Raw genomic sequence first — 6,756 nt, 5'->3', positions numbered from 1 at the left:
CCCGCCGGCCCGGCCGGGTGCTGTGGGCGGCCGGGCCCGCCTTGCGAGGGGCGTGGACGGGCGCGCTGCTGCTGGTGGCGTGCGCGGCGGTGGCCCTGGCGTACGGGGGCGGGCTCGGCGAGGCGGCGCGCCCGCTGCTCCTCGTCGTCGCACCGGTGCTGCCGCTCGCCGGGGTCGGCCTCTCGTACGGGCGCTCCGCCGACCCGATGCACGAGATCATCGCCGCGTCTCCGGGCGGCGGGCTGCGGCTGCTGCTGATCAGGACCGCCGCGGTGCTCGGGGCGACCGTCCCGGCGCTCGCCCTGGCCTGGGCCGTACTGCCCGCGTCGGCGGGCGGGCCGGGGCCTTTGGCCTGGCTGCTGCCGGGGCTCGCCCTGACGCTGGCGGCCCTGGGGCTCGGCTCGTACGTGGGGTGCCGCGCCGGGGCCTGGACCGTCGCCGCGGGCTGGATGACCGCCGTCACCGTACCGGCTCTCGGTACGTCGCCGTCCGCGCTCGCCGAGGTGGCGCGGACGGCGACCCGGACCTTCGCGGGGCTCCCCGCACAGGGCGCCTGGGCGGTGGCGGCCGTGCTCTGCGCGGGGCTGCTGGCCCTGCGCCGCCGATCCTTCGACCACCTGGAGACGTCATGAGCGTGATCGCGTGAACAGCACCGTCAAGGTGACGGGGCTGACGGTGCGGCACCGCCGCAGGACCGCACTGGACTCCGTCGATCTCGACTTCGGGCCCGGTGTGCACGGGCTCCTGGGACCGAATGGGGCGGGCAAGACCTCGCTGATCCGCGTGCTGTCCACGGCCGCCGCGCCGGACTCCGGGCGGATCGAGCTGCTGGGCGCCGAGGTGGGGGCGGCCTCCGACCACCGCAGCCGGGCCGATGTCCGGCGCAGGCTGGGCTATCTGCCGCAGGAGTTCGGCTACTACCCGGGGTTCACCGTCCGCGAGTTCGTCGCCTATGTGGCCTGGCTCAAGGAGATGGACGGCACCCTGGCCGGGGCCGCCGTGGAGCGGGCCGTGGAACGCGTGGGCCTCGCGGACCGGATCGACTCCCGGATGAAGACGCTGTCCGGCGGCATGCTCCGGCGCGTCGGCATCGCCCAGGCGATCGTCAACGAACCGGAGCTGCTGCTGCTCGACGAGCCGACCGCCGGGCTCGACCCGGAACAGCGGGTGGAGTTCCGCGCCCTGATGCGGGATCTCGGCGAGCACGCCACGGTGATCCTCTCCACGCACCTCGTCGAGGACGTGGTCACGGCCTGCGAGGGCGTGACGCTGATCGAGGCGGGCCGCGTCGCGTACCGGGGTACGACGCGCGAGCTGGCGGCCCTCGGAGCGGACGGCGACGCCGACGCACTCGGCGGCAGCCCGATCGAGCGCGGCTACACGGCGGCCCTGCGCACCCACCGGGCGACGGCGGGCGTCCGATGACCCTCACCGAAGCGCCCGTACAGCGGAAGGCCCCCGGTCCGGCACTCCCCGTGCTCCGGGCCGAGGCGCGTCGGGGCATCGCGCCGTGGACCGGGGTGTGCACGGCGCTCATGCTGGGCGTGACCATGGCCGCGAAGGCCGACGACTGGCAGGGCGACTGGATCGAGACCCAGAGCCTCCTGCACTCCGGCGCCACCCTGCTCGCCGGCCCGCTGGTGGCGGCCGCTGCCTGCTGGCACGGTGCCCGCGACCACCGGCGCTCGACCGGCGAGCTGTGGCGCTCCACGCCGCGTGCCCGGTGGGCGCGGATGGCTGTGGCCGCGCTGCCGCTCGCCCTGTGGGCAGTCGCCGGGTACGCGGTCGCGCTGGCCGGGACGCTGCTGGCCACCTGGCCGTACGCGGGCGGCGGAGGCCCGTTCCTCTCCCTCGTAGTCGTGGACGGCGCCTTCCTGGCGGCCGTGGCGCTGCTCGGGTTCACTGCCGGTGTGCTGTGCCGGTGGCGGATGGCCGCGCCCGTGCTCGCCGCGCTGATGTACCTGCTGCTCGGAGTGCCCAGCTACTCGGAATCCCCGGCCCGTTACCTCGACCCGGCCGTGCAGTACGAGCTGTGGGACCGGCTGCCCGTGTGGTGGTTCGCCCCGGCGATGGCGGCGTGGACCTGCGGGCTCGCGGCCGCCGCGCTCACCGTCCTGGCGGCCCGGCGCCGGCTGCTCGCCCTCGTGCCGCTCGCCGTGGCGGCCGCCGTCGCCCCGCTGATCGTGCACACGGGCGACGGCCTGCTCCGGGCCGACCCGGCCGCTGACCGCCTCGTCTGCACGGAGGGCAGCCCCCGGATCTGCCTGAGCGGGCACAACGGGCGCCTGCTGCCGCAAGTGTCCGAGGCGCTGGCGGGGCTGACCGGGCGGCTCGACGGGGTTCCGGGCGCACCGGAGCGCTATACGGACCAGGAGCCCGGGCGCGAATCCGACGCGGTCTGGATTCCGACGCCGAACCCGGGCTGGTACCTCCTGCGCGGACGGCTGCAGCACCGCGAGGACTACGCGTGGCAGGTGGCCTACGGCTTGGCGCACCGGGAGGACTGCCCGGATCCCCACGATGAGAACGCCGACAGCGATCCGGTGTTGGCGACGGACGACGCTGTCGCGACCTGGCTCGCCGGCCCCCACGCCGGACTGGCCCCCGGCGCGGAGAAGCCCCCTCAGCTCCGCCGTCTGGAAGCCATGCCGCCCGCCGAGCGCCGCGCCTGGCTCGGCCGCTACCTGGCCACCCGTATGAGCTGCACCGCCTCGGAGGTGCCGGCCCTGTGAACCGCCACGCCACCGCCGCGCCGGCGAGCACCGCCCTCCCCGTCCTCTACCTCCGCTCCCGCGCCGTCCCCCGTACCGCCGCCGCCCTTCTCTGCGTCGCCCTGCTCGCGGCCTGGGCCGCCCACTGGCTCCAGGCACAGCCGTACTTCGACCACGGCGCCCGCGTCCCGGTCCTCGTGCTGGCCCCGCTGCTGGTGTCCTCGGCCATCGGCACCGGTCTGTACGCCGCCGCCGACGAGCTCGACCGGACTGCGGTCCGGCCCTGGTGGCCCCGCCGACTGGCGCACCTGCTCGCGCTCACCGTCCCGGCCGCAGCCGCCCTCGCGCTGGCCGTCCCCGGGCATCCCGAGGCGTTCGGGGCGCCCGGCATGATCCGCAACGTGCTGGGTGCGACCGGGGTCACGGCCGCCTCGGCCGCCCTGATCGGGGCCCGGCTCAGCTGGCTGCCGATGACCGTCTACGGCGCCGCGGTCTACCTGGCCGCACCGCGCACCCCGGGCGGCGCGGCCGCCGTGTGGGCCTGGCCGATGCAGCCGGGGCCGCAGGTGTGGGCGTGGGTGGTGGCGTCGGCGGTGTTCGCGGCGGGGGCGGCGCTGTACGCGGTGCGCGGGGCGCGCCACGAACGGGGCTGACCGGGCCCGGGGCCGGCAACTCGCTGGCCCCGGCCCGTCCGGCCGCGCCAGGATGGCGGTGACACCGACCGACGTCCACCGGAGATCAGCGCCATGTCCCATACGTTCGGCCCCGACGCCGACGCCCCCGTCACCCTGGACCGCCGCGAGGGGCCGTACGGGGAGGTCGTCCTGCGCAGGCGGGGCGAGGACTTCGAGATCATCGCCAACGGGTGCTTCCTGATGGACACCTCCGACGGGCGCTCGGAGCGGCTGCTGATCGACGCCGCGCTCGCCGCGCTGCCGGCCGGCCGCACCGGGCCCGCCGTGCTCATCGGCGGGCTCGGCGTCGGGTTCTCGCTCGCCCGGGCCGCCGCCGAACCGCGGTGGGGCCGGATCGCGGTCGCCGAGCGGGAGCAGGCGATCGTGGACTGGCACCTGGACGGGCCGCTGGCCGGGATCTCGGGGCCCGCGCTCGCCGACCCGCGGACCGCGGTGCTGACCACGGATCTCGTGGCGTACCTGCGTACGACTACGGACCGTTACGACGCCCTGTGCCTGGACATCGACAACGGGCCGGACTGGACCGTCACCGAGGACAACGGGAACCTCTACTCCCCCGCCGGTCTCGCGGACTGCCACGCGCGGCTCACCCCGGGCGGCGTGCTCGCGGTCTGGTCCGCACAACCCTCCGCCGGATTCGAGCAAGCCCTACGGAATGCCGGGTTCCAAGGGGTAAGGACGGAAGAAGTAGGCGTTGCCCGGGGTGTGCCCGACGTGGTCCATCTCGCCATTCGAGCGCGCTGACATCCCCCCGCCGGGTATCACGGCTCCCGGGGCGCCCGGGGGCCAAGCCCCACAAGCGCGACACTCCGCCTCCCGTAGACGCCCGTCCCGTCCGCACAGCCTTGCACCCTGCGTAGCCGGAAGCCCTCCGCTGCCTTTACGCTGCTGACCGGTAGCGGGATCACCCACGAAATTCACGAGCGAAAACCGTACGTCCGGGGGAATGGCCTCCGTGAGAACGGGCAGGGGCGGGGCGATGGAACAGACACACACCACCCACACCGGCGTCGCGGCCACCCCGGGCGCGCAGCGCCGGGTGCTGGTGGTCGAGGACGACGCCACGATCGTCGATGCCATTTCCGCCCGGCTGCGGGCGGAGGGCTTTCTCGTGCAGACCGCTCTCGACGGCCCGGCCGCCGTGGACGCGGCCGAGGCATGGCAGCCGGACCTGATGGTGCTCGACATCATGCTTCCCGGCTTCGACGGCCTGGAGGTCTGCCGCCGCGTGCAGGCCCAGCGGCCGGTGCCGGTGCTGATGCTGACCGCCCGGGACGACGAGACGGACATGCTCGTCGGGCTCGGGGTCGGCGCCGACGACTACATGACCAAGCCGTTCTCGATGCGTGAGCTGGCCGCCCGGGTGCACGTCCTGCTGCGCCGGGTGGAGCGGGCCGCGCTGGCCGCCGTGACGCCGCGCAGCGGGATACTCCGTCTCGGTGAGCTGGAGATCGACCACGCGCAGCGCCGGGTGCGGGTCCGCGCGGACGACGTGCACCTGACGCCGACCGAGTTCGACCTGCTGGTGTGCCTGGCGAACACCCCGCGGGCGGTGCTGTCGCGCGAACAGCTGCTGGCCGAGGTCTGGGACTGGGCGGACGCCTCGGGCACCCGTACCGTCGACAGCCACATCAAGGCGCTGCGCCGGAAGATCGGCGCCGAGCGCATCCGTACCGTGCACGGCGTCGGTTACGCGCTGGAGACCCCCGCGCCATGACCGCACCCGGACCGGGTCTGCGGCCGTTCTCCATCAAGGCCAAGCTGGGCACCCTGGTGGTGGTGTCGGTCTTCATCACGACGGGGCTGCTCATGGTGGCCCTGCGCACGCGGACCGAGCTGCGGTTCATCACCGTGTTCTCGGTCATCGCGACCCTGCTGATCACCCAGTTCGTGGCGCACGGTCTGACCGCGCCGCTGGACGAGATGCGGGCCGTGGCCCGGTCCATCTCGCACGGCGACTACACGCGGCGGGTGAACGGCGCCGGCCGGCGCGACGAGCTGGGCGACCTGGCCCAGACCATCAATCTGATGGCCGACGACCTGGCGGCGGTGGACCGGCACCGCAAGGAGCTGGTGGCGAATGTCTCCCATGAGCTGCGCACGCCCATCGCGGCGCTGAGAGCCGTCCTGGAGAACGTCGTGGACGGGGTGTCCTCGGCCGATCCGGAGACGATGCGCACGGCGCTGAAACAGACGGAGCGCCTGGGCCGGCTGGTGGAGACGCTGCTCGACCTGTCCCGGCTGGACAACGGCGTGGTGACGCTGAAGGCCGGGCGCTTCGAGGTGTGGCCGTATCTGTCGGGGGTGCTGAAGGAGGCGAACCTCGCCGCCGCGCACCGCCGCCTGTCCTCGGGCTCCGGCAACCACTCCCGTACGGACGTCCATCTGCACCTGGACGTCTCGCCGCCCGAGCTGACCGCGCACGCGGACGCGGAGCGGCTGCACCAGGTGGTGGCCAACCTGATCGACAACGCGGTCAAGCACAGCCCGCCGCACGGCCGGGTGACGGTGCTGGCCCGGCGCGGCCCGCAGCCGGAGTCCCTGCTCCTGGAGGTGCTGGACGAGGGTCCGGGCATCCCGGAGTCCGAGCGGCACCGCGTCTTCGAGCGTTTCAACCGGGGCGAGGTGGCCTCTCCGCACGGTCCGGGCAGCGACGGCGGCACGGGACTGGGGCTCGCGATCGCCCGCTGGGCGGTGGATCTGCACGGCGGCCGGATCGGGGTGGCCGAATCTGCTCGCGGCTGCCGCATCCGCGTCACTCTTCCGGGGATTCCTCAGCCGCGAGGTTGACATAGGGTTCGAACCGGAAGGGCACGTTCTGCGTGTTCTGTTCAAGGGGTACGGTCCAAGGGGCCGTAGATGCGGCCTCGCGTACCCGGAGCGAAGCGGAACCATGCTTGTTTCCCGCCATTTCCAGCGCCGAAACCCGGCTTCCGATGTGACTTGCACGACGAAGACCTCCCCGGCCTGCAAGGAACGGCTGCGGAGGCGTAGCCTTGATTCCCGCTGTCCATCACCTTGCGAAGCGGAAGAGGGCGGTCACCGCCGTGTCGTCTCAGTCCCCCAGTAACTCGAGCATCTCGACCGACCAGACCGGCCCGGGCACCAACCCGGCCGCGGCTTTCGGCGCCAATGAGTGGCTCGTCGACGAGATCTACCAGCAGTACCTCCAGGACCCCAGTTCGGTCGATCGCGCCTGGTGGGACTTCTTCGCCGACTACAAGCCGGGCAAGACCGGCACGGCGGACAAGCCCGTTCCCGGCGCCGCAGCCGCGAGGGCTGCAGCGCCCGCGGCCCCGGCCGCCCCCACCACCGCACCGGCCGCACCGGCCGCGCCGGCGCAGCAGATC

At 73.9% G+C, this 6,756-nt stretch carries 8 protein-coding genes; all 8 read left to right on the top strand.

The features are described 5' to 3' along the window. The coding region (locus tag E6R18_RS33670; RefSeq protein WP_240799947.1) for a hypothetical protein at positions 1–632 on the top strand (632 nt) is incomplete at its 5' end. Positions 633–642: 10 nt separating this feature from the next. Continuing rightward, positions 643–1,425, top strand: coding sequence for an ABC transporter ATP-binding protein (locus E6R18_RS33665; protein ID WP_136320662.1), 783 nt, complete (start codon positions 643–645; stop codon positions 1,423–1,425). Continuing rightward, positions 1,422–2,732 (top strand): hypothetical protein, encoded by a 1,311-nt coding sequence (locus E6R18_RS33660; protein ID WP_136320661.1) that lies wholly within the window; start codon positions 1,422–1,424, stop codon positions 2,730–2,732. The genes E6R18_RS33665 and E6R18_RS33660 overlap by 4 nt, the downstream gene beginning before the upstream one ends. Continuing rightward, a complete protein-coding gene (locus E6R18_RS33655) occupies positions 2,729–3,364 on the top strand; it encodes a hypothetical protein (RefSeq protein ID WP_136320660.1) in 636 nt (211 codons plus the stop codon). The genes E6R18_RS33660 and E6R18_RS33655 overlap by 4 nt, the downstream gene beginning before the upstream one ends. 93 nt (positions 3,365–3,457) lie before the next feature. Continuing rightward, a complete protein-coding gene (locus E6R18_RS33650) occupies positions 3,458–4,150 on the top strand; it encodes a spermidine synthase (protein ID WP_136320659.1) in 693 nt (230 codons plus the stop codon). A gap of 235 nt (positions 4,151–4,385) precedes the next feature. Beyond that, a complete protein-coding gene (locus E6R18_RS33645; RefSeq protein ID WP_024491908.1) occupies positions 4,386–5,123 on the top strand; it encodes a response regulator transcription factor in 738 nt (245 codons plus the stop codon). Further along, complete coding sequence (locus E6R18_RS33640) at positions 5,120–6,196, top strand: HAMP domain-containing sensor histidine kinase (RefSeq protein WP_136320658.1); 1,077 nt, start codon at positions 5,120–5,122, stop codon at positions 6,194–6,196. The genes E6R18_RS33645 and E6R18_RS33640 overlap by 4 nt, the downstream gene beginning before the upstream one ends. 257 nt (positions 6,197–6,453) lie before the next feature. After that, on the top strand, positions 6,454–6,756 hold a 303-nt coding region (locus tag E6R18_RS33635), incomplete at its 3' end, for a hypothetical protein (RefSeq protein ID WP_136320657.1).

Origin of the sequence: Streptomyces sp. A1277 (assembly GCF_004795015.1) — a bacterium.
Classification (GTDB): domain Bacteria; phylum Actinomycetota; class Actinomycetes; order Streptomycetales; family Streptomycetaceae; genus Streptomyces.
This window is presented reverse-complemented; position numbering and strand designations above follow the sequence as displayed.